We start from the raw sequence: 26254 nt of genomic DNA on the forward strand, positions 1-26254 counted from the left end.
CGGGAGGAAACATGTATGAAAAATATAAAGAAGCTACTGGCTGCAGCCCTTGTGGGCGCATCCGTCCTTTCCCTTGCCGCCTGCGGTGAGAAGAAGGAAACCATCAATGTCTATAACTTTGGCGACTACATCAACTTTGATGTGCTGGAGCAGTTTGAGGAAGAGACCGGCATCAAGGTGAACTATGACACCTATGCAAACAACGAGGACATCTACACGAAGCTGAAGCAGGGTGGAAGCTCTTATGATGTGATTTTCCTCTCCGACTACGCCATCGAGCGTGCCATCAAGGAAGATCTTCTCACCACCATCAACTGGGACAATGTGCCAAACAGAGAAAAAGTGGATCCGGATTTTATGGATCTTGTCTTTGATCCAGGCAATGAATACTCTGCTCCTTATATGTGGGGAACCTTCGGGATTCTTTACAACAAAACCATGGTGAGTGATCCTGTGACTTCCTGGAACATCCTGTGGGATGAGAAGTACAAGGACAATATCCTCATGCTGAACAGCCAAAGAGACACCATCGGGGTATCTCTTCTGAGACTGGGCTACTCCATGAACACAAGAGACGTGAAGGAGCTGGAAGAAGCAAGAGATGAACTCATCAAGCAGAAATCCATCGTCTATGCGTACCTGGGAGACGACATCAAGGATGCCCTCATTGCAGAAGATGCAGCCCTGGGGGTGGTATGGTCTGGTGATGCCATGTATATGATTGAAGAAAATCCGAACCTGGACTACGCCATTCCGGAGGAAGGCACCAACATCTGGTTTGACAATATGGTGATCCCAAAGAGTGTCGCAAACAAAGACGGCGCAGAGAAGTTCATAAACTTCATGCTAAGACCGGACATCGCCATCCAGAATGTGGATTACATCGGCTACTCTACTCCGATCACAGAAGCAGTGGAAATGCTCCCTGAAGAAATCAGGAACAGCCCCATTGCGTATCCTTCTGACGAAGTGCTGGAAAACACAGAGATCTTCAGAGATCCTTCTGATGTTCTCAGCATCTATGACAGAATCTGGACAGAGATCACCTCAGCAAATTAAGTATCGTATAGGAAAACTCCCTGGGTCTCCAAAACTGTTTGGAAGACCTGGGGAGTTTTCTTTTGAGTCATCGGGAGAATTGTCATTTCATTGTTCTTTTTTTTAATAGTATAAAGTGGTATACTGCATATAATTATGAATGTGCAGTATAGATGAAATGGAGGAAGATATGAAAAAGCTCAATTATCCGCTGATCCTCGGTGGACTCCTTTTTTTGATCCTGATGTTTGCGTATGTTTCCCCGGAGACTTTTACAGGAAAAGATCCGATGTTTGAAGAACCCCATAAAAACATGGAAATCCTAGTGGAAGGGGAAATGAAAGATGTGTTCACCATGCATCCCATTTTCCCCAATAAGGAGAATCTCATGGGCACCGATGATGCGGGCCGGGATGTGTACACCAGACTCGTATATGGCACCCGAAACACCCTGAAGCTTGGATTCATGATTGCTTTTTTCAGGCTTCTTCTGGCACTGCCCGTGGGGATCTTGTCTGGCATGGGCAAGAAGTTTTTTCAAAGGCTTCTTCTTTTTTTCAGCACTTATTTCAGTGCCGTACCCATCCTCATTCTCTCCTATCTGATCTTCAGGCTGAACTTTTTCAGAAGCCTTCAGATGGATACGTCCATCCTATGGTTTTCTGTGATCCTCGCTCTTCTTGGTTTTTCCAAAGCGGCGGTGATCATTTCTGATGCGGTGAAGCGGATCATGAATGAAGAGTTCATCGAAGGTCAGGTGGCCATTGGAAAAACCTGGCCAGAGATCATCCGGCAGAACATCTTTCCCCATGTGATGCCTGTGGCCATCAGCACCTTCTTTAAAGAAGCAGCCCAGGGACTCTTTCTCATTGCCCAGCTGGCGGTCCTTGGGATTTTTGTGGGCACCATCCGGGAGGTGAAGGCCATGGCCTTCCGTTCTGGGTACGAGATGAGCTTGGAGCCGGAATGGGGGTCCATGCTCATGAACCTTACCAAAGATATGCAGAGAATGGAGGCGCAGTGGTGGCTGGTGGTCTTCCCTGTGGCGGTGTTCTCTTTCGCAGTGCTTTCACTGAATCTCTTGGGCGAGGGGCTTCGGCTGGAGTTTATGAAAAGAAACTCCAGGTTTGTCAGCTATATGAGAAAAGCCTATTATGTCCTTTCACCTAGAGTGCTGTTTCTTGAGATGAAGCAGTTTAAAAAATACTGGAAACCTGTGGTTTTAAAGTTCACTGTGGTAGCTTCAGCTCTTCTTCTTTTCTTTTTGCCAAGATATCAGCCCCTGGGAGATTTCCAGGTGGAAAAAGCCATGGCGCATTTGGAGGAGCTCTCATCGGCAAAGTATGAGGGGAGAGTCTCCGGCAGTGAGGGGCACCGCCTAGCTGGAGAGTATATCAAAGACCAGATGAAGTCCTTGGGGTTCAGCATAGAAGAGCTGCCCCTCCGGTATGCGTATAAGAAACAGGAGCTTCTGGGAAATACGGAGTACAATTACGAAGGGGAAGAGCCGGTGGTGCTGCCTGGCATGGAGAAGGACTATGTGCTCACAGAGGGAACCCCACTCATTTTGAAAGAGGCCACTGTGACTGTCACCGATGAGAAGGGACAGAAGGAAGTGTATCAGGTTCATGAGGATTTCAGTATTCTTTCACTGCCCATGGAGGATCGTCTTCCAGGGGAGAAAGTCACGGTAGAAGGGACAACCTTCATTCAAGAGGAAGGCTATGAGGGGGAAGACAAGAGCCTGATGCCTGTGGTGACCTCCGGTCTCGATGAGACGGTGCTTTTTTCCTACGGGTTTGGCGTAGAGGGAGGGGGTCTCCCTGATGGAATAGAAGCTGTAGCGACATTTCAGAACGTCACTGGTCATGAAGCCAGGTCCAACACCTACAGCGGATATCAGCTGAAAATCATGCCCTTTGGGGAGCTTTCCGAGAAGCTTTCTAAGGGAAATCAAAAGGTGATCATCGAATACACCATCCCAAGTTATACAAAGCATTCTGGAAGAACCATGGAAGCATGGCTGCTTCCTGAAGGCAGAAGCATGGAAGACCAGGGAGAGATTCTCATCATTGGGGTGCCCTATGACGGGGTGTATCAAAAAGATGGCGGATCTTCTGTAGAGAGCACTGTTCCTGTAGCCATGGCGCTGGAACTGGCAAGGGCCATAACGGAGGGAGGCAGAACCTACGAGAAACCCATCCTGTTTTTATTCTTTGATAAAGAAATCGATCCACTTTTATCTGCCTACACCAAAGGCAGCGGGAATTATTATATGAGGCGTACGGAACTTTCTGCCAATGGCGGATATTCCTACCTGGAGCTCATGGGTACTGGTCTCAAAGGAAATAAAGTGGTGGATCTTGTGGCCTATTTCGGTCAGCTGGATAAGGAGAATTCCTTTAGAAGCATTCTGCAGATGGAAAAGATCTTGAAAGAGGAAAAGGTGCCTTACCTGAGGACCCAGAACCTGCTGCCTACAGAAGGTGCTTTACAAAGCAGGGGAGTCCTGGATACCACCTCGCCTTCAATACTAGAGTTCAGAGCCAATGCCCATATCGCCATTGGTGTAGGTAATGCCTACAGAAATGCCATGGGTACAAAGAAAGATACGCTGAAGAATGTCAATGTGAAGAAAATGGAGCGGACAGGGATCATGCTGACGGATCTTCTCATCAGCAAAGAATATTTCAGGCTGGGGGTGGAGTAACGGTGGAAAAGTATCATGTTGAGAGAGATAACAAGGTAGAGGAGGAAGACAAGAGTGGCTGTAAGCTGGGCTTCTCCAAGGAACAGTTCGCAGGGCTGATCTTTCTGCCGGTGATCCTCAATGGACGAGGAATCATTGCATTCTTTGATACTGGGGCCGGAATAACTTTCATCAGATCCTCTCTTGCAAAAGAAATGGGTCTTAAGGAGCAGTCTCAGCTTCGGGGAGGAAACAACCAAGGAAAGGAGATGGATTTCAGAACTGTCGAGGTAGGCAGTCTGGTTCTAGGGCAGGAGCGGATGGAGAATCTATCTGCAGGCGTGGTGCCAGACGAGTCCCTGGATTTGGGACATGACTCGGAAGGTAATGCATTTCCAGCAGATCTCATCTTAGGATGGGATGTCATTGGAAATTTAAGGTTCGCTTTTGATATGAGGAAGAGAGAGGTCCTGGTGAAACCTGGTGGTGTAAGCCCTCAGGAGGATTCTCTGAAATGGGACAGGTTTCCTGAAATTCAGATAGACTACCAAGGGGAGAAGTACCCCATGGGTTTTGATACGGGGCATACTGAAACCATGCTGGATGATTCCTGGCTGAACCGGATCCAAGGCCTTCATTCTTCCAGTACAGTAGTACAAGGTATTGGTTCCCGGTCGGAGGAAGAGGTGCACATCGCGGACAGGCTGACCTTCTTTGTATATGGGCAGGAAGTGACTCTGGAACATATCGAAATCATGAACTACGAGATTCCTGGAAGTGTTCCGGGATCCATCTCAGGTCTTCTAGGGATAGATTTGGTGAAAGGAAAGAGATGGACCATGGACGGAAAAAGCCGTCACTTTCAAATTCTAGATTGATACAAGTATAAAATGAATACGCTGAGAAACAAGTCCCCATGGAATTTGTCTCTCAGCGTATTTCTTGTTATGTAGAAAAGTTCTGCTGTATTTAAATCTTCTTCACCTCGGACAGAGCATCGATTCTTCGCTCCACATTCTCCAGCCAAAGATCGATGCCAGAGCGCGTCCAGTCCATGGGGAAGAGCAGCTCCTCCTCCACCAGAGGATGAAGAGCCATCATATCCGGATGCTCTGCTCCCTTAGAGAGGCAGTTGCCGCAGAGATACTCGTTGTCTCCGATGGCGTAGGCATACTTGATGTGTGGGGTATTAAACCGGTGAAGAACACATCTTTTTCCAAAGACCAGCTTCACTTTGGTGCCATCCCCGATGGTGATGGTGATGCCTTCTTGCCAGCTGCTTTCCAGTGCCTTCTTCTCCTGGTCGAAAATGCACTCATTGAGGAGCTCCATCTCACGGAGCTCGTCTAAAAGCTTTGGCAGTGTCGGCAGCTCACTGACATTTTTGGCGTCAGATATGATCTTTGCAAATTTCCAGGGGTAGGTGTTGCTTGTGAAAAACTCTGCATCAGAAAGGTTCCAGTCCAAGGGAAACATGATGTTTTCCTCAATCTCCTCATACTTTCGCAAGGTTCTGTGGCAGGTGAGACACTGGTATTTGTTCTCTCCGATTCTGTAGGCGAAGGTCTCCTTCTGTTCATAGTAGGAATGGCCGGCACAGATGATGCCGCTGATGAGCTGAACCTCGGTACCATCCTCAATTGTGAATGTGATACCTTCCTGGAAGGCCTGATCCACAGCTTGGAGTTCCTCTTGGGCATAGGCACCTTCTGTAATTTTTTTGTTCACTTTTTTATAGATGGACTTCAGGGAGGGCAGGGATTCGATACTTCTTGACTTTGCGATGATTTCCAGAAAATTATACATCTATGTGCTCCTTTTTGGGTCTGATGTTATTTTGATGACTTCTCAGATTCCTTGTTCTTCCCATTATAACATTTTTCAAAGGAAACAAAGAAAGATCTTCAAAAAGTGGTGATATCACTGGGTTGAAATACCACGTGAGAATACGAGACTATAAAAATTTCATAATAACCTTTACAATCGCCGATTTTATAATATAATGGACTTAAGAAATTAGTGCAAGCGGTTGCACTGAATCAGATGGAGGTCAAAATGGAAGCATTTAAGATGACAGACAACGTCATAGGCTTTCGATTTGGAAACCCTGTGGAGACTGGGGTTATCCAGGGAGAGAAGACACAAGTAGAAGTGAACCTTCCCATTGAACTGCGGGAAGAGGGCGGAAGAATCTCATTCACACTGAAGCTGACAGAAAATGACCGGGTCTACGGTCTTGGACCAAACCTTGGAGGGATCAATAAGAGAGGAAGGATCTACGAGTCCTACTGTACCGACGATCCGCTGCATCATGAGGATAAGACAACCCTTTATGGCGCTCATAACTTTTTTGTGCTGGAAGATGATGATGTGGCCACGGGCTTTTTCATCGATTTTCCTGGAAGAGTAAAGTACGATGTGGGATTCACCACCCTGGAGGAGCTTCAGGTGGAGATCCATGGACAAGACTTTGATATTTATCTGCTGGAAGGTGCATCCATCAAAGAGATTGTAGCAAGTTTCCATAAGCTTGCGGGTAAGCCTTATATGCCGCCTAAGTGGGGTCTCGGGTATTTCCAGTCTAGATGGGGATATCAGACAGAAGAGGACGTGAAGAAGGTTTATGAAACCTTCAAAGAAGAAGAGATTCCCCTGGATGGTATTTATCTGGATCTGGATTACATGGAGGACTTTAAAGACTTCACCCTTTCTGAGGAAAGGTTCCCGAATTTCAAGGATATGGCCTTGAAGATGAAGGAAGAAGGGGTAAGGCTCATTCCCATCATTGATGCAGGGGTGAAGATCGAAGAAGGATACCCTGTCTATGAAGAAGGCATTAAGGGAGACCACTTCGTGAAGGATAAAGATGGCAAGCCTTATGTGGCAGCCGTATGGCCAGGAAAAGTGCACTTCCCGGATTTTCTGAAAGAAGAAACCCAAAGGTGGTTTGGAGACCAATATAAGATTCTTACAGATGCAGGCATCGAAGGGGTCTGGAACGATATGAATGAACCCGCCATCTTCTATGATGAGACATCTCTACAAGAAGGGGTGGAAGCAGCCATCCTTGCCCAGGGCGGGAACCTGAATGTCAATGCGTTCTTCTCCTTACGGGACAAGTTCATGAACATCGGCAACAAGCTGGAATACTACAGAAGATTCTTCCATGAAATTGGGGACAGAAGGCTCACCAATGAGGAAGTGCATAATCTTTACGGATACATGATGACAAAGTCTGCATCCTTAGGACTCAAGAAGCACCTGGGCAAGAGACATGTCCTCATTTCAAGAGCTTCCTCCATCGGGATGCACCGATACGGCGGCCTCTGGACCGGAGACAACAGCTCCTGGTGGAGTCACCTCTCCTTAAATCTTCGTATGCTGCCTTCTCTCAATATGTCCGGTTTCTACTATGTGGGCGCGGACACAGGAGGATTTGGCGGTCATGTCAGCGGAGAGCTTCTCACAAGATGGCTTCAGCTGTCGGTGTTCACACCGCTTCTGCGAAACCACTCCGCCATCGGCACCAGGGTTCAGGAACCCTATGCCTTTGGGGATGTTCTCACAAGAGCGAACAAGAAGCACATCGAAAGACGCTACATGCTGATTCCTTATCTGTACTCTGAGATGCTGAAGACCTATGAAACGGGCGGGATGATGTTTACCCCTCTAGCCTTCGAGTTCTTCGGAGAAGAAGCTCAGCAGGCGGAAGATCAGATGCTGCTGGGAGAAGAGCTGATGCTCGCCCCGGTGGTTTCGCAAAATGCCAAGGGCAGATATGTGTATCTTCCTGAGGACATGGTGCTGGTGGACTTCAAAAAATATGACTCCTCCCTTACGCTTCTGAAAGATGGGGTGCATTATGTATCCTATTCACTGGAGGATCTGAAGTTCTTCTTAAGAAGGAACAGGCTGATGCCTTACACCATGCCTTCCCAGACGGTGAAGGACCAGGATCTTTCAATACTGAAGGTTCTTGGTTATGTGGATACAGAAGCGGTCTATGTGCTTTATGACGACGATGGCGAAAGCTTCGGATATGAACAAGGTAAGATTTACAAAACAACACTCTATGCAAGAAAACTGGAGACCGGCGGTATGAAAGTGGAAGCAAAGAGCAATCATCCAGACCTTCAGACGGTGAATTTCACCCTCATGGACGGCACAGGTGAAATATGGAACGAGGAGGTAAAAGTTCAGCGGGGTTAACCCTTCGCTGAATGAGAACAGGCATGAAAAGACGCAGCAGCGGTATACTGATGCACATTTCCAGCTTACCAGGTCCCTATGGGATTGGAGATTTTGGAAAAGGTGCCTATGACTTCGTAGACTTTTTAGACAGAGCCAATCAGAAGGAATGGCAGATCCTGCCCTTGGGGATCACGGGATACGGGGATTCCCCTTACCAGAACTTCTCCGCCTTTGCTGGAAATCCTTACTTCATTGACCTTCATGAATTTTTGAAAGAAGGTTTTCTGGAAGAAGAGGAAATAGGACTGCTTCCTCTTGGAGACAATCCAGAGAAGGTGGATTATGGGATCCTCTACAAAAACAAAATGGAGCTTTTAAGAAGAGCTTATAAAAGAGCCCGAAGAAGCATCAAAAAAGAACTGGATGCCTTCTATCAGGAAGAAGCGTCCTGGCTTCGTGATTTTGCCCTCTTTATGGCTATTAAAGCAGAGCATCAGGGGATTTCCTGGCTCAGATGGCCGAAAGAGTATAAAGACAACAAATCAAAAGCAGTGCTGGAGTTTGAAAAAAACCATGAGAAAGAAATGTACTTCCATGTGTTCGTCCAGTATTACTTCTTCAAGCAGTGGAAAGCCCTGAAGAGCTATGCCAACGACAAGAACATCCGGATCATCGGAGATATTCCCATCTATGTGGCGGAAGACAGCTCAGATCTATGGGGCCATAAAGAGCTTTTCAAGGTAGATGAGAAATTTGTGCCCCTGACTGTGGCTGGATGTCCTCCAGATGCTTTCTCAGAAACAGGGCAGCTTTGGGGAAATCCCATTTATGACTGGGAAGCCATGGAAAAGGATGGATACCAGTGGTGGGTGGAAAGAATCCGTGCAAGCTTCCTCATCTATGATGTGGTGCGCATTGATCATTTCAGAGGATTTGAAGCCTACTGGGAGATCAAAAACGGTTCTGAAAACGCAGTAAAAGGAAAATGGACCAAAGGACCAAACTTCAAGCTCTTTAAAAAAGTCAAGGAAGAGCTGGGAGATCTTGATATCATTGCAGAGGACTTGGGATTCCTCACAGAGGAAGTGCATGAACTCATCGAAGAGACGGGGTATCCTGGGATGAAAATTCTGCAGTTTGCCTTCGATCCTAGAGAAGAGTCCGACTATCTGCCGCACACCTATAAGAACAACTGTGTGGTCTATACGGGAACCCACGACAATGACACCATCATGGGATGGGTGAAAAATGTGAAGTCGGAAGATCTCATGCATGCCGGAAATTATCTCAAGCTGAGCTTTGAAGAAGGCATAAACTGGGGATTCATCCGTGGAGCGTTCAGCTCTGTGGCAGATATGTGCATCATCCCGATGCAGGATTTCCTGGGCCTTGGAGAAGAAGCAAGAATGAATATTCCATCCACCCTTGGAAACAACTGGACCTGGAGAATGAAAGAAGACGCACTGACGGAAGGACTGGCGGAAAAAATCGCTGGACTTACTAGATTATACGGGAGATAAGAATGAATAGAGAATTGATTACATCGAGAATGCAGGGATATGCCCTCACAACATTTGGAATGAACTTTGAAGATCTTGGCAACAAGGAAAAGTACACTGTATTTTCCAAGGCCATCATGGAAGACATCCTGCCCCAGTGGCAGGCATCTCTGAAGAAGTTTGACGGAAAGAAAAAGGCGTACTATCTTTCTGCAGAATTTCTCATGGGGCGTGCTCTTTCCAACAACCTCATCAATCTGAGAAAGCTCGAAGAGATGAAGGAAATGCTGGAAGGTCTGGGCATCGACTACAATGCTCTGGAAGAGGCGGAAAGTGATGCAGGACTTGGAAATGGCGGTCTTGGAAGACTGGCTGCCTGCTTCCTGGATTCTGCTGCGACCTTGAACTATTCCCTCACAGGGTATGGGATCCGCTATAACTATGGTATCTTTGAGCAGCAGTTCATCAACGGATATCAGGTGGAAAAAGGCGATGAATGGCTTTCCCAGGGAGATTCCTGGTCTGTCAGAAGAGAGGACAAAAAAGTGCTTGTGACTTTCAAGGATCAGACTGTGGTGGCAGTGCCTTACGACACACCCATCATCGGATTTGGGGGAGACACCATCAACACTTTAAGACTCTGGCAGTCAGAAGCAGTGAATGTATTTGATTTTGGTGCCTTCAACAATCAGGACTACGATAAAGCGGTAAAGGAGAAGAACGATGCGGAGAACATCTCCAAGGTTCTTTATCCTAATGACTCCATGGAAAAAGGAAAGATCCTGAGACTGAAGCAGCAGTACTTCTTTGTATCCGCTTCTCTGCAGGACCTCATCCGGGAGCATAAGAAAAACCATAATGATTTCAAGAACTTTGCAAAGCTTCATGCAGTGCAGCTGAATGACACCCATCCAGCGGTGGCAGTACCTGAGCTTGTAAGACTTCTGGGACTGGAAGGCGTGAGCTTCAAGAAGGCCATGTCCATTGCGGTGGATACCTTCGCATACACCAACCACACCATTCTGAAGGAAGCTCTGGAGCAGTGGTCCGTGAAGCTTTACAAGAAGATTCTTCCGGATGTGTACAAGATCATTGTGAAGATCGACAACATGATGAAGAAGGAGCTTCTGGAGAAAGGGGTTTCCGAAGAAAAGCTTTCTGAATTTGCCATCATCGCAGACGGCAACATCAAGATGGCGTGGCTGTCCATTTATGGCACCCATTCCACCAACGGAGTGGCTCAGCTTCATACAAACATCCTGAAGGAGACCGAGCTTCGTGAATGGTATCTTCTTTACCCAGAGCGGTTCAACAACAAGACCAATGGAATCACCCAGAGAAGATGGCTTGTGGAAGCGAACCCTCGTCTTGCAGAGTTCATCACAGACCTTCTTGGAAATGAGGAGTGGATCACAAACCTTGACAATCTGAAAGAGCTGAAGAAGTTTGCATCAGATGATGAAATCATCGGAAGATTCATTGAGATCAAAAAGAGCAAGAAGAAAGAGCTGAAGGAGTATATCCTTGCAAAAGAAGGCGTGGACATTGATGAGAATTCGATTTTCGACATCCAGATCAAGCGTCTTCATGAATACAAGAGACAGATTTTAAATGCCTTCCATATCCTGTATCTCTACAACAGGCTGAAGGAAGACGAGACCTTTGACATCACCCCAAGAACCTTCATCTTTGGCGCTAAAGCAGCTCCAGGATATGACAGAGCGAAAGCCATCATCAAGTTCATCAATGCCATTGCAGAACTTGTGAACAATGATGAGAGCATTAAGGGCAAAATCAAGGTGGTCTTTGTGGAAAACTACGGCGTTTCTTACGCTCAGAGGCTCTTCCCCGCAGCGGACATCTCCGAGCAGATTTCTACAGCTGGCAAGGAAGCTTCCGGTACTGGAAACATGAAGTTCATGCTGAACGGTGCACCCACCATCGGTACCTTTGATGGAGCCAATGTGGAGATCGTAGAAGAAGCAGGACTTGAGAACAACTATATCTTCGGGCTCACAGTAGAGCAGATTGAAGAAATCAAGGACAGTTATGATCCTGTGAAGGAACTGAAGAAGAACAAGAGACTGCAGAAGGTAGTGGATGCCCTCACCGACGGCACCTTTGACCTGAAGCCTCAAGAGACCTTTGAAGAGCTGAAGAACTCACTTCTGAAGGGTGCTTCCTGGCATACTCCAGACAACTACTTTGTCATCAAGGACTTTGATGCTTATGTGGAAGCCCAGGAGAAAGTTGGCGAAGATTTTAAAAATGAGCTGGAGTTCTATAGAAAAGCATTCATCAATATGGCTTCTGCAGGAAAGTTCTCCTCAGACAGAACCATTGAGGAATATGCCAAGGAAATCTGGAATATTGAGAGCATCACAACCCGTGAAGTCTAACGTGTTCTAGAACAAAACAAGGGAAAATCAAAGAGATGTGACAAGAGTGGATTTCTTATGGGAATCAAGGATTTTGGCAAAGTGATATATGCTGTGCAACCGCTAGCACGAAGATTTTGCCAAAATCTGCTCTTTTTTCACAAAATAGGGTAGATTTTTCCAAAATAAGAGGGTATAATCAAAGAGTAAAGCGTTTTCATTTGAGTTTTTGTGCAAGCGTATGCACCGAGACAGAGCGGCTGTGTCCATTCAAGCAGGCTGTGTTCCGGGATATACCTTTTACTTTTCACTTGAAAGAAAACGGTTACGGTTTGATTCAATATATCAAAATACAACTGTATTAGGAGGATAAAAAATGAAGAAAATCACTTCACTCGTACTTGCGCTGATGCTGTCACTTTCAGTAGCTGCATGCGGATCCAAGGATGAACCAGAAACCCCAGAGACCCCAGGAGAAACTCCTGTAGAGACCCCAGGTGAAGAGCCTGGCGAAGAAGGACTTACAGGTTCCATTACTGTTCAGGCTGAAGAAGGTTGGAAGGCTTACTATGAAGCTGCTGTTGCTAGATTCCTAGAAAAGAACCCAGACGCTTCCGTTGAGCTGAAGATTACTGGAGCATTTGATATGCTGGACATTCTGGACAGCACAGACCCATCCAATGAAGACATCGCTGACGTATATGCTATCCCTGCGGACAGACTTGCTGGTCTTAACCAGAACGAAGCTCTTGCACCAATGGATGCAAAGGCAATGGCAGAGAAAATCGGCGGATTTGCAAACTATGATGCAGGTCTAGGCGGAAACTTCAACGTGGACGGCGACTACCTCGCATTCCCAATGAACATTGAAACACTGGTTGTTTATGCAAACAAGGCAAACGCAGAAGCAGAAGGCATTGATCTGACCAAGAGCATCGAAATGAACGAAGCTGGTCTGAACCTTCTGATTCCAATGTTTGATGCTTGGTTTGGCGTAGGTGTTCTGAACTCCTCCGACATCGAGCTTCTTGGAAAGAACGACGACGGCACACTCTTCTCCGATTTCACCGCTGAATGGGCTGACCTTGCTCCAGAAAAGCAGGCTACAGTTACAGCGATTTTTGAATACTGGAAGAAGACACAGGAAACCAACGCTTCCCTTTGGGATGCTGAAGCTGCTTGGGGTATCCTGGATACCGAATTCACCACTGGTGGAACAGGCGTAGCTAGAATTTCCGGTCCATGGGATGCTGGCACATTCACAACCCAGGCTGGAGAAAACCTGGAAATCATGCCAATCGGAACTGTTACTGTTGCTGGAAAGCCAATGAAGCACTGGAAGGGCGGATGGGGACTTGCCATCAACTCCAGAAATGAAGGCGACGACGAAAAAATGGCGCTTGCTGAAGCATTCATCGTAGAACTGATGAACACAGACTACGCTGTAGACTTCTTCAAGGGTACTGGCAAGATCATGGAAAACGTTCCTGCTGATGTATACCTGAGCTCTGACCTTTCCGATCAGGAAAAGGCTATCATTGAGAACGTACTTGCTTCCTACCAGGATGCACCTGCAAGACCTCTGTTCCAGGAATGGGGATCTGTATGGGATACATGGAAGAACGCAGTACTGTCCTGGTCATCTGTAAAGCCTGCAGATGCTGAGGCAGCTTATAAGGAAATCAAGGCAGCATTCGATGCAATGATGCTGAACTTCTAGAATAGACAGAATAGATTTTTGGGGGAAAGAGAGGCTTAGGCCTCTCTTTCTATACCTTATAAGATGTTTTGATGGTAGAATGATATAAGAGTGAATGGACAAAAAACCAAAGACAAAAAGAGAAGTCCGAAACAAGACAGATGTGAAGAACATAGAAAGGAAGAAGCATGAACACCTATCAGAAGTTTCCCAAAAAACAGTTGTATATCATCCTGGCCGCAGCGGCGCTGGTCATCTTTGCCAGTTCACTGGATGTGCTGATGCGGGTAAAAGACGCATCACTTTTTGAAGCATGGAAAGAAAGTGCCATAGCATTTGGGACCTTTTCAAAAGAGAATCCTCCGACCCTCAATGATTATGTAGGGGTGGAGCTGTTCAGATATCTTTTTAAGATTGCCATCCCAGTCGGGTTTGCGCTTCTGACGTTTCTGACCTATCAGAAACTGACCTTGACCAAAATCTATATTTTCATCTGGTCTGTGCTTCTTGTGGGAGGCCTGGCTTATACATTCTTTGAACTGAATTTTTATTCGGTGTTCTACTATCTGGTGATAGCAGGATACCTGATCCTCATACTGACGGTTCTCTCTCTATTTGAAGAGCTGAACAAGAGTAAAAAATTGTAAAGGTGGGAAGAGATCGTGGCGAAATACAGTAAAGTCCTTTATGACTATATTGGACGAACCTATGAAAGAAAGAACCTGTATCTCAAGGAAGTCGCCTTGCTCCAGGATAAAATCCGGGAAGGCTCTCCAAAAGAGAAAGAATCCTTGAAAACTCAGCTGAAAGAATTGATAAGCAAGAAAAATGATCATCCTTATCTCAAGGAACTGAAGGAATACCAGCACAAAGAAAAGAGATTCCTGGAGGATCTCAAAAAGAAAGCTGTGCAGCATAAAGCATCTCTTGAAAAGGGACTGTCAAAAGATGTGGAGCATCTGGAGCATCTGCATTTTGAAAGCAAGGCGAAAATGGAGTTCTACAAGGACTACACAGGACTGACTTATGATGCGGAGTATTTCTATAAAGAAGCGTCCATTCATCAGAAGCTCATACCAAACATCATCTATAACATCAAGAAACTGGAAGAGGACCTGCGAAAAGCCGAGAACTACCATGGAGAAGAAAACAAGGAAGCCATCGGCAGGGAAATTGCCCGGTTCAAGAGTGAACAGAATGCGGTCTACGAGAAAAGACTTTCAGAACTGAAAGAAAAAAGAAAAGAAGGCCTGATTTCTGATAAAGCACTGAAGAACGGAAAGAAGGAACTGAAGAAAAACTATCAGTATGCCGTCCGTGTAAAAGAATACGAAGATCCGGACAAAATGAAACGAGAGCTCATTAAGAGCAAGAAGTTTGAACTGAAAGACTACATCAAGGTTCAGAAAAGAGTCCTCAATGCGGACGTGGCCGATGCCAGAAGAAACACACCTTCTGAAACCATGAAAACGCTGCATGTCAACACAGCCGCTGGTGCACTGATTCCGGGACTTGGACAGCTCTTGAACAAACAGCCGGTGAAGGCAGCTCTGTTCTTTCTTGGTCTCATTTTTGTCTATGTGGTGGCCATTCCGTACGCCTTAGGCTATGGAAACTACCAGGGCGAAGGCATCGCGGGTCTCATAAGCCTTGCGGAAGGAGCCAGAAGAATTGACAAGTCTCTCATCTTCATGATTGAGGGCATAGTGGCCATCGTGTTCCTTCTTTTTGCAGCGGGCATCATGGTGGCGAACTTCAGAGATGTTTATGGCGTGGAAAAAGGCGTCATGAAAGGCATCCGGGAGAGAAACTGGTTTGAGACCACCCAGACCATTGAAGAGGATGGATTCCCATATCTTGTGTCCATACCTGCCCTTATTGTCATTTCCTTCATCGTTCTGGTGCCGATTTTCACAGCGATTCTCCTTTCCTTTACTGGAATGGATCCAAAGAATCAGAGCAAGTTCCCTTGGGTGGGCATCCAGAACTATAAGCTCATCGCTCTGGGAGAAGGACTTGCCGGGTCAGTTTTCTGGCAGATCTTCGGATGGACGGTGATTTGGACGTTAACCTCCACCACCTTAGCCATTTTCATCGGATTTGGACTGGCGCTTCTTGCCAACAATCCAAGAATCAAGGGAAAAGGCATTCTTCGTATGATCTATCTTCTGCCTTGGGCAGTACCTGCTTTTATCACCATCATGTTCTTCAGTATCATGTTCTCAACCCAGGGAGCTCTGACGGAGGTGGTGCAGAATGTCTTTGGCGTTGCCATTGACTTCAAGAACAGCACCTTCTGGTCCAGATTCATTCTGGTGATGCTGCAAGGGTGGCTGGGAAGCTCTTATGTGTTCCTTCTCTCCACGGGGGTTCTTCAGGCAATCCCAGAAGACCTTTATGAAGCGGCGGACATCGACGGTGCCAACACCTGGCAGAAGATCAGAAGAATCACCCTACCCATGGTGCTTTTCCAGACAGCACCGCTGCTGGTGAACCAGTATACCTTTAACTTCAATAACTTCTCCATCATCTATCTCTTTAATGGTGGAGGACCCTTTAATCCATCGAAGTACGGAAACCTGGCGGGATCTTCGGATATCCTCATTTCCTATATCTACAAGCTGACCATGGACAACCAGTATCAGGCCATCGGTGCCTCGATCTCCATTGCCATCTCCCTAGGACTTATGGTCTTCGCATTCATTGGATTCAAGAATTCAAAAGCCTTTAAGGAGGAGAGACTGTAATGAGCATTTTCAAGAAAAAACAAGAACTGTATCTGTCAGACAGACAGCCTCTCACCGTGGTGGGGAAACTGCTTCTATTTGTCAGCTACGCTATTTTGATTGGATGGGCCTTTGTCATTGTGTGGCCTCTGTCCCAGATGATCATCTCAGCTTTTAACGGCAATCAGGGCAGATATCTGATCCTCAATAAAATCACAGATGATAGCTATATGTTCTCCCTAAAGCACTTTGAGTTCCTGTTCACAGAAACCAAGTATCTTTTATGGGTGAAAAATACACTGGTCATCGCCATCGCGACAGCGGTTCTGACCATCCTCATCGTTTCCTTCACAGGATACGCTTACTCCAGATTCCGATTCAAGGGAAGAAAAGCGAGCCTCATGGCCATCATGCTGATTCAAACCATTCCTTCCTTCGCAGGAATCACTGCTTACTACACCATGCACTCCATCATCTCTTCGGTGGCCCCAGTGTTTACCAGGCAGATGATGCTGATCCTCATTTACGCCGGTGGTGGTATTGCCGCCAACACCTTTATCCTGAAAGGATATATGGATTCCATCTCCACGGAGCTGGATGATGCGGCGAAAATCGACGGATGTTCCAACATGAAAGTGTACAGACTCATCATTATGCCCATTGTGCGGCCAATGCTTTCGATCATTGCCCTCTGGTCTTTCATCGGACCTTTCATGGACTATCTGCTGCCAAGGGTGCTCCTGACAAATGCCAATGACTATACGCTGGCCCAGGGGCTCTACACACTCATGAACAATAGAGAAACACTGAACCAGCCGGCTTTTGCCGCTGGAGGGCTCCTCACCGCTGTACCGATCGTCATCCTGTTTGCAGTGCTCCAGAAGCAGCTGATTTCAGGACTGGCCCAGGGCTCAGTGAAGGGTTAATAAAAGGAACATGGAGGTAGAAGTAAATGAAAGTATCGTTAAAAAATATCGGCAAGAAATATGAAGGCCGGGAAGAGTTTACCTTAAGAAATATCGACCTGGAAATAGAAGATAAAGATTTCTGCGTTATCCTGGGACCCTCAGGCTGCGGAAAGACCACCCTGTTGAGAATGATTGCAGGCCTCAACTCCATCACAGAGGGAGATCTTCTTTTCAATGACAAGAGAATGAATAAAGTGCCATCCAAGGACAGAGACATTGCCATGGTGTTCCAGAGCTATGCCCTCTATCCTCATATGACTGTCTATGACAATATGGCCTTTTCCCTCGCCATGAGAAAAGAGAGAAAGACTGTCATTGATGAACGCGTAAGAGAAGCGGCAGAGCTTCTTCAGATCACCAATTATCTCCACTCCAAACCATCGGATATTTCCGGCGGTCAGAGACAGAGAGTTGCCCTGGGCCGTGCCATGGTGAGAAAACCAAGAGTGTTCCTCATGGATGAGCCTTTGTCAAACCTCGATGCGAAGCTTCGTGAACATATGAGAGTGGAGCTGGTGCGTCTTCATAAATCCCTGGAGACCACGTCCATCTATGTGACCCATGACCAGACAGAAGCCATGACCATGGCTACAAAGATCGTTCTTATGAACGAAGGAAAGATTCAGCAGGCGGGTAAGCCTGATGAGTTCTACAATAAGCCTGCCAATCTTTTTGTGGCAAGATTCATCGGTTCCCCAACCATGAACGTCTTTGAAGGGAAGATTGAAGGGGGAAGATTCATCTCCAACGATGGATCCATCAAAGCTTCCCCAAGTGCCCAGGATGAGGCCAATGTGAAGGCTTTTGAAGGAAAGAAGGTATCCCTTGGAATCCGTTCGGAAAGATTCCTCACCGGGGAAGCAGACGAAAAGATCGAAGTGAAAGTGGATGTGATGGAAATGCTGGGTAAAGAGAAGATTCTTTACACCAACCTGCCATCGGGAGATGAAGTCGTCATTTCTGTTCCAGGGCATTTGGAGTTCCATGAAGGTGTCAGCTACACCTTTGGCATCGACCATGGATCCCTGCACTTCTTTGATACAGAGACAGGAAACAGAATCAATATGTAACAGCTAGAGGAAAGGGAGAGGAGAAGACCTTGATTAAGACGAATCAGACCACGGTCAAAGATGTGGCCCTAAAGGCAAAGGTTTCGCCTTCCACGGTATCCCGGGTGATTTCCAATCATCCGAAAATCAGTGAGGAGACGAGAAAAAGAGTATTGAAAGTCATGGACGATCTGGGATATTATCCCAATGCCATCGCCCGTTCTTTGGCATCCAAAAAAACAGGTACTTTAGGGGTGATTCTGCCGAACCGTTCTGAGGACCTTCTTCTGAATCCCTTTTTCCCAGAAGCCCTGAGAGGCATCATCAAAGGCGCGGCATCCGCTTCCTATGATGTGCTCCTCTCCAGCTCCACCGAAGGGAAAAGTGAACTGGAAATCGTCAAAACCTTCATCAGAAGCTCCAAAGTGGATGGCATCATCCTCATGAGCAGTAAAGTCAATGACGAGTGCCAGGAGTATCTTTCAAGCATTGAGTTTCCCTTCTCGCTCATCGGATCTCCCTATGACCATAAGGAAAAGGTCAATCATGTGGACAACGACAACTATATGGCAGCTTATGAACTCACCACTTATCTCAGTATGATCGGCAGAAAACGCATTGCCCTCATCGCCGGTGAAGTGGGACAGATGGTGACCATGAAAAGAATAGAAGGGTACAAGAAAGCTCTGCAGGAAAGTAACCTTCCCTTTGATGAGACGCTGCTCTATACAGGGAAGTTTGATGAGGAAACAGGGTACACCTATGGGGTGGATATCCTGAACCTTACGCCCATGCCGGACGCTCTCATCATCACCGATGATCTCATTGCTTTTGGTGCCACCAAGGTCTTCAAGACCGCCGGAATCTCCATTCCCAAGGATCTGGCCATCGCCAGCTTCAACAACAGTATCCTTTCCAGGTACTCTGATATTCCACTGACCAGTGTGGACATCAATTCCTTTGATCTTGGATACTATTCCGTGGATCTTCTGGCAAAAGCCATCAATGAGGGGGTAAAGGGCAGAAAGCTTATCATCCCCTATGAGATTGTCAAAAGACAGTCCACGGAGGGAGAGGCCAAGTAGAATGTATAAGGTGCCGTAGCAATGTCTATGGCCCTTTTTTTGTAAGCATCACGAACCGTACAGACAGAAAAAAGGAGATTTTTTGCCCATGAATCTGCATGCATTATATCACCAGACCACTGTGCCCTATGCCTATCCTCTGGATGAGGAGCATCTTTATGTGCGGCTCCGGGCAGCCAAAGGAGACCTTTCTGAAGTGAAGGTTTACTACAGGGACCGCTATCAGTGGCCTGCCCTCTATAAGATCAAGACTCTGAAAAAGTCTTACGCGGACAAACTGTTCTCTTACTATGACACTGCCCTGGCTCTCCACAGAAACCGCTATGCCTACTACTTTGTGCTGCGCACCCATGAGGGGAAAAGATACGTCATGGACGAGCGTGGTGTGTGGGAGAAAAAGCCCAGGGTCTTAAGACCCTACCAGTTCCCCTATATTGCCTCGGAAGATGTCTACAAAGGGGCAGACTGGCTGAAGGAAGCGGTCTGTTACCAGATTTTTCCTGACCGCTTCCACCGGGGAGAAGGCAGCGACCAGGTCATTGAGGAGGCTACCTTAGCGCCCTGGGGGGCTAGACCCACCACAAAGAATCATTTTGGCGGTAACATCAAAGGCATCACAGAGAAGATTCCCTATCTGAAAGATCTGGGTGTAACGCTTCTCTATTTCACACCGCTGTTCACGTCCTCCTCCAATCATAAGTACAATACCAAAGACTATCTGGAGATTGACCCGAGATTCGGCTCTTTGGAAGAAACCAAAGAACTGGTGAGGCTCTGTCATGAGGCAGGGATCCGGGTGGTCTTTGATGCGGTGTTCAATCATACTGGACATGATTTCTTCGCCTTTCAGGATGTGCTGGAAAAAGGGCAAAAGTCGGAGTATGCACCCTGGTACCATATTGATTCCTATCCCGTGTCTCTGGCTAAGGCCAACTACTACACCTTTGCAAACCATGTGTCCTATATGCCCAAGGTGAATCTCAAAAACCAGGGCATCCGGGAGTATTTTCTTCAGGTAGCCAGGTACTGGATCCGGGAGGTGGGCATCGACGGCTATCGCCTGGATGTCTGCGATGAGCTTTCCCATGATTTTCTGAAAGATCTTCGGAAGGCTGTGAAAGAGGAGAAAGAAGATGCGGTGCTCATCGGGGAGATTATGCATGAAGCAGAGACCTTCCTGGATGGTACGGAGCTGGATTCCATCATGAACTATCCCTTCCGGCATGCCATGGTGGATACCTTTGCCAGGGAAGAGCTGTCCCTTTCTGAATTTTTCCAGGTGCTTCTGAAGAATCAGGTGCTTTATCGGGAAGACATCACAGCCCAGATGCTGAATCTTCTAGGCAGCCATGACGTACCAAGATTTTTGACGGAGTCTGGTGGAAACAAGAAGAAGCTCATGCTTGCCACAGCCTTCCAGTTCCTCTACAAGGGGGTGCCCTATGTGTATTACGGTGATGAAATCGGTCTTTCCGGTGGAAAGGATCCTCTATGCAGAAAGACCATGATCTTTGAGAAGGACCGTCAGGATGAGACGCTTCTGACGTTCTTCAAAACGATGATCCGTTTGAGAAAAGAGAATCCAGTGCTTACCCATGGCCACTTCACCTTAAAGAGCGTGGAGGAAAAGACCTTCCACTTCACGAGAGAAGAGGAGAAGGACCGGGTGGAGGTGTTTTTCAATCTGGCGCCAGATGAAAGACGGGTGACCCTGGAGAAGAACCTTCACGGCACCAATCTCTATACCGGTGAGGAAGTGGATGAAGGTGGCAGCTTTGTTCTTTCAGGGCAGTCGTTCCTGGCTGTGCTGGTAAAAAAGTAAAAGGAGAAAAATAAATGAAAAAATATAAACTCCTCCCTATACTACTGGTTTTTGTCCTTTCTTTGGGGCTTTTCGCCTGCAAGAAAGAGGAGACCATCTATAGAACTTCCAGCGAAGGAGCCTTCGCCTACGAAAATGCCACGGTATATTTTGCCATGACAGACCGGTTCCTCGATGGAGAGGAAAAGAACAATGATTCTTATGGTCGAAAGAATCCCGATGAGCTTGGAAAGAGCATCGGCACCTTCAATGGTGGGGACATCAAAGGACTCACAGAGAAGCTGGAGGAAGGGTACTTTGAGGATCTGGGGGTCAACGCCATCTGGATCACCGCACCTTATGAGCAGATTCACGGCTATATCGGCGGAGGAGAGCGGGGGGATTTTGCCCACTACGGCTTCCATGGTTATTACGCCCTGGACTGGACCATGATGGACAGAAATGTCGGTACAGTGGAAGAGTTCAGGACCTTTGTGGATACGGCGCACAGCCAGGGGATCCGCATCCTCATGGATGTGGTGATGAACCATGTGGGGTACCCCAATCTTTCGGATATGCTGACTTACGGGTATGGCAATGTGAACCTTCCAGAGGGCTATAAAGTCAAAGAAGGGATGGACTTCTTTGATTACAGTGACTACGTGGACTACGAGAGTGAAGCTTCCTTTGAGAATTATTGGGGCGACTGGGTCCGGGCGGGGCTGCCGGGGTATGAGGAGCCAGGAGAATCTGAAATCACCCTGTCTTTGGCGGGTCTTCCTGATGTGAGGACAGAAGTGGAGGAGGATCTGGGTCTTCCACCGATTTTAGAGAGAAAATGGGCCATGGAAACGGACAAAGAATATGAGGCTTATATTCTCCCCGCGTCCAAAGAGCTTAGAAAAGATCTTGGGCTTCCACCCTATGCCTACATCACTAAATGGCTTACAGCATTTGTGGAGGAGTTTGGGGTAGATGGTTTCCGCGTGGATACCGCAAAGCATGTGGAAATCGAGAGGTGGGATCATCTAGGGAAAGAAGCCCAGAAAGCGCTGGAAACCTGGCGGGAGAAGAATCCGGAAAAACCTGGAGCAGACTTCACGGAGGATTTCTTCATGATGGCAGAGGTCTGGGGCCATGGAGTCCTGAAAGACTACTACTTTGACCATGGCTTTGATGCGGTGATCAACTTCACCTTCCAAGGGCTTAAAAAAGATGGTCCAGCATTTAGAGCTTCCTCCATGTCTGGAGTGTATGAGAACTACGCCAAGACCCTCCATGGGGAAGATCCTTTCAACGTGCTCAGCTATCTTTCCCAGCATGACACCACCCTGTACCCCAGAGAAAAGCTCATTGAAGGCGCTACAAAGCTGCTTCTGCTGCCAGGTGCTGTGAAGATCTTCTATGGAGATGAGACGGCAAGGCCCATGGGGGATGGCGGTTCTGACAGAACCCAAGGGACCAGGTCTCCCATGAACTGGGACAGTGTGGATGAAGAGGTGCTTGCGCATTTTAAGAAGCTTGGAACCTTCCGGAACCGGAATATTTCTGTGGGGGCTGGCACCCATGAGATGCTATCTAAGGAGCCTTTTGTCTTCACCAGAACCTACGACAAAGATGGAGTTTTTAACCGGGTCCTTGTGTATCAGGGACCAGGGGGCGAAGTGGAGCTGGATCTTCAAGCATCATTCAAAGAAGGGATGACTCTGAGAGACGCCTACACGGGAACTCTTTATGAAGTGAAGGAAGGAAAGGTAACCCTTCAGGTGGATGACGTTGGGCTTTCCTTATTGGAAGCCGTGGAAAAAGTGGAGTAAGAACAGCTCATGGAGAAGACCTGTGAACCTTTTGTGAAAGGAGTCCAGGTCTTCTTTCCTGCTCTTTATAGTGCAGAACAGGAAGCCTATAATAAAAGAAAAGGGATGTCATTTTGAAGGAGGAGAATGAAATGAAATTGACCTTCTACCCCAGCACAAAGACAGGGATCTATGCCATCACCTTTATGATTATGGCGGTGATTCTCATGGTGGTTGTGGCGTATCTTGGACAGGACATGGAGGTGGAACCGGAGGGAAGATTCTTTGATCATATGAACCTTGCTGTAATGACACTTCTGGCGTTTCTGTTTTCAATCATCTCTTTGGTGACGGGGCTTCTTGCACTGTTAAGGGACAAGGAAAGGTCCATCCTCTGTATTGGTGCAGTGCTGGTTTCCTTCGTCGCTGTGTATTTTGGCACCATGGAGATTATAGGCGAGATGAATCTCTTTAACTTGCAGACGAAATAATCTGGAAAGCATCAATGTAACCGAAAGGTCATAGCTTCTCCTGGAGTATCCTGTAGAATGAAGGAAAAGGAAGTGCATGAAAAGTAGCGAAGGGGGAAGCTCATGAAAAAATTCTTTATACTTCTGTTAGCGATTATGTTTGGAATCTTTATTATAGGATGTGATGAGAAAAATAAGGTTCTAGAAAATGAGGAACCGAATGATTCTTCTGTGCAATGGGACAGGCGCCCTGCCATTATGGTGGACAGAGAACTGTATCTTTCCACGGGAGAAATTTTGTCCATTGAAGTGGATGAAAGCAGCATAAGAACTGTTTCTTCTTTGACTTCATCCCATCTGATACCCACAAAAGAGGGAGAAATCAACTTTCCTTTCCCCGAGGCAAAATACGCTAAGTTGACCGGAGACACGGACTATGTGGTGGTCATGGTCGAAGAGAAGTGGGAAAGGTTTTCGAAAGAAAAAGACCTTAAGCCTAAAAAGTGAATAGGATGCTGATAGGGATTCATTATGAATCCCTATTTTTTATGATCTTAGGAACTTGTGAGTTTTCATTAGGATGGAATTCTGTTCTGAGAAAGAAAGTGAACTGTAGCTGAAGCACCATCTAAAGTATATAGCTTTTTTACGACTAATGGTTCAAAATTACCAAATTAAATGAACCGTAATCGTGCCATTTTGAACACAAAAGGTTTACATTTTATCCTATAATGAAATCAGAGTAAAGGGGGGAGGCTATGGAACTCAACAATGAATGCATTCTAATCCTGAATTTTCTTCTGGAGTACGACGATGAATATGTTAAATTATCGCAATTGAGTGAACATTTCAAGGTCAGTGAAAAGACCATCCGCAACCGGATTCTTCAAATTGAAGATTTTCTGAAATCCAAAGGATTCGATGCGGTGGAACGAAAATATGGAGAGGGGATCCGGTTGTCAGCCTCCGAGAAGCTGCGGGAGTACTTGAAGAAATTCAAGACCACCTTTACCCCCTATCAGTATGTGTTTTCATCAGAGGAGCGGAAAAAGTTCATCAAATCAGAGCTACTTCAAAGTGAGGAGCCAATCAATATTTCCTATTTCATGTCTGTACTGGATATCTCCAAGAACACAGTGATCAAGGAACTGAACGAGTTGGAAGAGTTCTTCGAAGGCTACGGTCTCACCCTGGTGAGAAAGCCAAGAATTGGCGTCTATGTGGAAGGCCGGGAGAAAGACAAAAGACTGGCGCTGTCCAAAGTAAATTCTGAAATCATGACAGTTTCGGACATTCTAAATTACATCTCCACCGGAAAAGGAAATTCCAAAAGCAACACATTGCAGTTTGAAACGTTGTTCTCAGACATGGACATGGACTTTCTGGACAGGCTCATTCGGGAACTGGAGGAGGACAGTGGTGTGGAGCTCAGCGATACAGCCTATGGCAGTCTGATCACCCATCTGGTCATCATGATCAAAAGAATTCAGACGGACCGGAAAATCCTTATCATTGATGCACCCATTGATGAGCACATCTACAGCTACGAGATTGACCTGGCCCAAAAGATTCTTAGGAAGATTGAGGACCACTACCATATTGAAATCCCGGCTACGGAAGTGAATTATATAGTACTGCATCTTATCGGTGCTAAAGTGAGCAAGGGACCTTCTCTGACCTCAGAGGAGGAAACTGGCTTGAGATCGGTGGTGGAAAAGATGATTCTGGCCATGGAAAGCATCTACAGTGTGAAGTTTCATCAGTTCGGAGAGCTTCTTGATGGTCTTCTCCTGCACTTGAGACCAGCCATCAACCGTATCCGTTTCAATCTCTCCATTGAGAATCCACTCTATGATGATATTCTCATTCAATACCGGGAGCTGTTCCAGCATACAAAAAATGTGTGCAGAGTACTGGAGGAGTATATCGGTAAGCCCATTAGCAATCATGAGATTTCCTATATTATGCTTCATTTTGGCGCAGCGCTCCAGAACTCCACAGAAGAAGTTCAGCCCAATCGCGTACTTCTGGTATGTGGTACTGGAATCGGCACAGCCAACATGCTGAAGTCTCAGTTGAAGGAAGTCTATCAGATTCAAGTGGTGGACACCATCACGGCAAGAATCGTGAAGAAATATCCTAGGAGTCACTACGATCTCATTATATCAACGATTCCCATCCCTGGGATGGAAACCAATGAGTACATCACCATCAATCCACTGCTGATGCGTGGTGATTTCGAGAAGCTGGACAGAAGACTCCAGAAACGAAAGACCCTGATTCATCAAAAACAGGATCTTTCGGTGGACAGTCTCATGGAGATCATTCAAAAGTATGCGGAGGTCCACAATAAAGACCAGCTCAGTCTGGAACTGATGATGATTCTCGCGGATAAAATCAAGAGCAAAAATCATACTGAAGGGCTGGACTTGAGGGAGTACCTGAAAGAGAGCAATATACGAGTTTCCGTTCCAGTGAGAACCTGGGAGGAAGCTGTGGATGAAGGCTGCAGAATTCTGGAGAACCAGGGGTCTGTTCTTAAGACCTACAGCGAGTCCATCAAAGAGAAACTGAGGACCTTAGGACCGTATATGGTCATCGCTCCAGGAATCGTCCTTCTGCATACAGACATTGATCAAGGAGTGATTAAAACGGACTACTCACTGATGACCCTCAGGCAAGGGATCCGGTTCGGGAAACAGGAGTATGATCCTGTACGTCTGGTTATCACCTTTGCTACCTCAGACGGGGTAAACCATCTGCAGGCATTGAGGGATCTCTCTCTGCTCCTTTCAGAGCCAGAAAAGATACGGACTATTATGAACGCAAACCACAAGAAAGAAATCATGAAAGAACTTGATTAAG

General features: G+C 46.7%; 18 protein-coding genes. 17 read left to right on the top strand and 1 reads right to left on the bottom strand.

The window, feature by feature from the left end; all coding sequences use genetic code 11:
* The first annotated feature begins 15 nt into the window (after window positions 1-15).
* From BM243_RS05420 to BM243_RS05430, 3 genes are all read left to right on the top strand, one after another.
* On the top strand, window positions 16-1059 hold the full coding sequence (locus BM243_RS05420) for an ABC transporter substrate-binding protein (RefSeq protein ID WP_074911183.1): 1044 nt from the start codon (window positions 16-18) through the stop codon (window positions 1057-1059).
* A gap of 169 nt (window positions 1060-1228) precedes the next feature.
* Window positions 1229-3748: an ABC transporter permease subunit gene (locus BM243_RS05425; RefSeq protein ID WP_074911185.1), complete on the top strand. Its 2520-nt coding sequence runs from the start codon at window positions 1229-1231 to the stop codon at window positions 3746-3748.
* A 2-nt stretch (window positions 3749-3750) separates the two neighbouring features.
* A complete protein-coding gene (locus BM243_RS05430; RefSeq protein WP_074911187.1) occupies window positions 3751-4605 on the top strand; it encodes a retropepsin-like aspartic protease in 855 nt (284 codons plus the stop codon).
* A 91-nt stretch (window positions 4606-4696) separates the two neighbouring features.
* On the opposite strand, the gene BM243_RS05435 is transcribed toward BM243_RS05430, so the two are convergent.
* Complete coding sequence (locus BM243_RS05435) at window positions 4697-5533, bottom strand: hypothetical protein (RefSeq protein ID WP_074911188.1); 837 nt, start codon at window positions 5531-5533, stop codon at window positions 4697-4699.
* Between the two features lie 249 nt (window positions 5534-5782).
* Here BM243_RS05435 and BM243_RS05440 point away from each other — a divergent pair, with 249 nt between their 5' ends.
* From BM243_RS05440 to BM243_RS05505, 14 genes are all read left to right on the top strand, one after another.
* Entirely contained in the window at window positions 5783-7936 is a 2154-nt protein-coding gene (locus BM243_RS05440) for a TIM-barrel domain-containing protein (protein ID WP_074911190.1), read from the top strand.
* Between the two features lie 23 nt (window positions 7937-7959).
* On the top strand, window positions 7960-9438 hold the full coding sequence (malQ, locus tag BM243_RS05445; protein WP_074911530.1) for a 4-alpha-glucanotransferase: 1479 nt from the start codon (window positions 7960-7962) through the stop codon (window positions 9436-9438).
* Window positions 9439-9440: 2 nt separating this feature from the next.
* Window positions 9441-11816, top strand: coding sequence for a glycogen/starch/alpha-glucan phosphorylase (locus BM243_RS05450; protein ID WP_074911191.1), 2376 nt, complete (start codon window positions 9441-9443; stop codon window positions 11814-11816).
* A 355-nt stretch (window positions 11817-12171) separates the two neighbouring features.
* Complete coding sequence (locus tag BM243_RS05455) at window positions 12172-13515, top strand: sugar ABC transporter substrate-binding protein (protein ID WP_074911192.1); 1344 nt, start codon at window positions 12172-12174, stop codon at window positions 13513-13515.
* 167 nt (window positions 13516-13682) lie between these two features.
* Window positions 13683-14141 (top strand): hypothetical protein, encoded by a 459-nt coding sequence (locus BM243_RS05460; protein WP_074911194.1) that lies wholly within the window; start codon window positions 13683-13685, stop codon window positions 14139-14141.
* A 15-nt stretch (window positions 14142-14156) separates the two neighbouring features.
* Window positions 14157-16241 carry an ABC transporter permease subunit gene (locus tag BM243_RS05465; RefSeq protein ID WP_143093542.1) on the top strand — a complete coding sequence of 695 codons (2085 nt, stop codon included), beginning with the start codon at window positions 14157-14159 and terminating at the stop codon, window positions 16239-16241.
* On the top strand, window positions 16241-17146 hold the full coding sequence (locus BM243_RS05470; RefSeq protein WP_177213465.1) for a sugar ABC transporter permease: 906 nt from the start codon (window positions 16241-16243) through the stop codon (window positions 17144-17146). The genes BM243_RS05465 and BM243_RS05470 overlap by 1 nt, the downstream gene beginning before the upstream one ends.
* Window positions 17147-17172: 26 nt before the next feature.
* Window positions 17173-18258: an ABC transporter ATP-binding protein gene (locus tag BM243_RS05475; protein ID WP_074911197.1), complete on the top strand. Its 1086-nt coding sequence runs from the start codon at window positions 17173-17175 to the stop codon at window positions 18256-18258.
* 29 nt (window positions 18259-18287) lie between these two features.
* On the top strand, window positions 18288-19322 hold the full coding sequence (locus BM243_RS05480; RefSeq protein WP_083422638.1) for a LacI family DNA-binding transcriptional regulator: 1035 nt from the start codon (window positions 18288-18290) through the stop codon (window positions 19320-19322).
* 88 nt (window positions 19323-19410) lie between these two features.
* On the top strand, window positions 19411-21144 hold the full coding sequence (locus tag BM243_RS05485) for a glycoside hydrolase family 13 protein (RefSeq protein WP_074911199.1): 1734 nt from the start codon (window positions 19411-19413) through the stop codon (window positions 21142-21144).
* A gap of 14 nt (window positions 21145-21158) precedes the next feature.
* Complete coding sequence (locus BM243_RS05490; RefSeq protein WP_074911200.1) at window positions 21159-22940, top strand: alpha-amylase family glycosyl hydrolase; 1782 nt, start codon at window positions 21159-21161, stop codon at window positions 22938-22940.
* Between the two features lie 131 nt (window positions 22941-23071).
* Complete coding sequence (locus BM243_RS05495) at window positions 23072-23410, top strand: hypothetical protein (RefSeq protein ID WP_074911201.1); 339 nt, start codon at window positions 23072-23074, stop codon at window positions 23408-23410.
* A 102-nt stretch (window positions 23411-23512) separates the two neighbouring features.
* Window positions 23513-23896: a hypothetical protein gene (locus tag BM243_RS05500; RefSeq protein WP_074911203.1), complete on the top strand. Its 384-nt coding sequence runs from the start codon at window positions 23513-23515 to the stop codon at window positions 23894-23896.
* 251 nt (window positions 23897-24147) lie between these two features.
* Window positions 24148-26253: a BglG family transcription antiterminator gene (locus BM243_RS05505; protein WP_074911205.1), complete on the top strand. Its 2106-nt coding sequence runs from the start codon at window positions 24148-24150 to the stop codon at window positions 26251-26253.
* Window position 26254: the final 1 nt, after the last annotated feature.

The organism is Proteiniclasticum ruminis (assembly GCF_900115135.1).
In the GTDB taxonomy this organism is placed as follows: Bacteria; Bacillota; Clostridia; order Clostridiales; family Clostridiaceae; genus Proteiniclasticum; species Proteiniclasticum ruminis_A.

What these genes read in the sequence shown, in the direction of transcription:
- BM243_RS05475 (WP_074911197.1), top strand. Translation starts at nt 17,173, where the DNA reads ATGAAAGTATCGTTAAAAAATATCGGCAAGAAATATGAAGGCCGGGAA.
- malQ (WP_074911530.1), top strand. Translation starts at nt 7,960, where the DNA reads ATGAAAAGACGCAGCAGCGGTATACTGATGCACATTTCCAGCTTACCA.
- BM243_RS05460 (WP_074911194.1), top strand. Translation starts at nt 13,683, where the DNA reads ATGAACACCTATCAGAAGTTTCCCAAAAAACAGTTGTATATCATCCTG.
- BM243_RS05495 (WP_074911201.1), top strand. Translation starts at nt 23,072, where the DNA reads ATGAAATTGACCTTCTACCCCAGCACAAAGACAGGGATCTATGCCATC.
- BM243_RS05455 (WP_074911192.1), top strand. Translation starts at nt 12,172, where the DNA reads ATGAAGAAAATCACTTCACTCGTACTTGCGCTGATGCTGTCACTTTCA.
- BM243_RS05470 (WP_177213465.1), top strand. Translation starts at nt 16,241, where the DNA reads ATGAGCATTTTCAAGAAAAAACAAGAACTGTATCTGTCAGACAGACAG.
- BM243_RS05505 (WP_074911205.1), top strand. Translation starts at nt 24,148, where the DNA reads ATGGAACTCAACAATGAATGCATTCTAATCCTGAATTTTCTTCTGGAG.
- BM243_RS05420 (WP_074911183.1), top strand. Translation starts at nt 16, where the DNA reads ATGAAAAATATAAAGAAGCTACTGGCTGCAGCCCTTGTGGGCGCATCC.
- BM243_RS05440 (WP_074911190.1), top strand. Translation starts at nt 5,783, where the DNA reads ATGGAAGCATTTAAGATGACAGACAACGTCATAGGCTTTCGATTTGGA.
- BM243_RS05425 (WP_074911185.1), top strand. Translation starts at nt 1,229, where the DNA reads ATGAAAAAGCTCAATTATCCGCTGATCCTCGGTGGACTCCTTTTTTTG.
- BM243_RS05485 (WP_074911199.1), top strand. Translation starts at nt 19,411, where the DNA reads ATGAATCTGCATGCATTATATCACCAGACCACTGTGCCCTATGCCTAT.
- BM243_RS05435 (WP_074911188.1), bottom strand. Translation starts at nt 5,533, where the DNA reads ATGTATAATTTTCTGGAAATCATCGCAAAGTCAAGAAGTATCGAATCC.
- BM243_RS05450 (WP_074911191.1), top strand. Translation starts at nt 9,441, where the DNA reads ATGAATAGAGAATTGATTACATCGAGAATGCAGGGATATGCCCTCACA.
- BM243_RS05490 (WP_074911200.1), top strand. Translation starts at nt 21,159, where the DNA reads ATGAAAAAATATAAACTCCTCCCTATACTACTGGTTTTTGTCCTTTCT.
- BM243_RS05500 (WP_074911203.1), top strand. Translation starts at nt 23,513, where the DNA reads ATGAAAAAATTCTTTATACTTCTGTTAGCGATTATGTTTGGAATCTTT.